This is a genomic window from Patiriisocius sp. 208BN25-11, from assembly GCF_058147145.1.
Map to the genome: position 1 here is coordinate 1 of NZ_JBYVJY010000046.1, position 595 is coordinate 595.

A 595-nucleotide genomic window follows, 5' to 3' on the forward strand; every position below is an offset into this window, starting at 1 on the left:
CCATTGAACCTATGAGTCATGAAGAATTAAACAGCCGAATAGATCGATCAGAATCTGACTTTATGGAAAATCGATTTAAAAGCAGTTCCGAACTTTTAGCCAAATATGAATAATGATTTCGAAAATTATCTGGTCTGAATTCGCTGAAACTCAACTTGACGAAATTTATACATATTACGAAAAAGAAGCAAGCCCAAGAATTGCTAAAAAACTTTTGAAAGGAATTATCAATGAGCCGAATAAGTTGATCAAATCTCCAAATATTGGACAAGTAGAAGAACTGCTGAAAAATAGAGAAATTAAATACAGATATTTAATTTTCAAAAACTACAAACTGATTTATTCAGTAGATATCGAAAACGGATTCATAAAAATTGCTGATGTGTTTGATACACGTCAAAATCCACCCAAGTTAAAAAGAACGAAATAATGCCAGTTGCCAACAAAGTAAACCTTCCAATGCTTAGTTCAGTTACTATTATGAAAAAACAAGCATTACTCCTATTCGGAAAATTTCAAGTAACTTAGTGAACGAAAAACGCATCGGAAAGCTTTACAAAACCGTTGCTTTCCATTGTTCCGAAAAGTGCGAGTT

General features: G+C 32.4%; 1 protein-coding gene. It reads left to right on the plus strand.

Going from position 1 to position 595, the window contains the following annotated elements:
* Positions 1–112: 112 nt before the first annotated feature.
* The gene (locus tag ACY2RS_RS15495; protein ID WP_490099576.1) at positions 113–430 is read left to right on the plus strand and encodes a type II toxin-antitoxin system RelE/ParE family toxin; all 318 of its coding nucleotides are present in this window, start codon (positions 113–115) and stop codon (positions 428–430) included.
* Positions 431–595 lie beyond the last annotated feature (165 nt).

What these genes read in the sequence shown, in the direction of transcription:
- ACY2RS_RS15495 (WP_490099576.1), top strand. Translation starts at nt 113, where the DNA reads ATGATTTCGAAAATTATCTGGTCTGAATTCGCTGAAACTCAACTTGAC.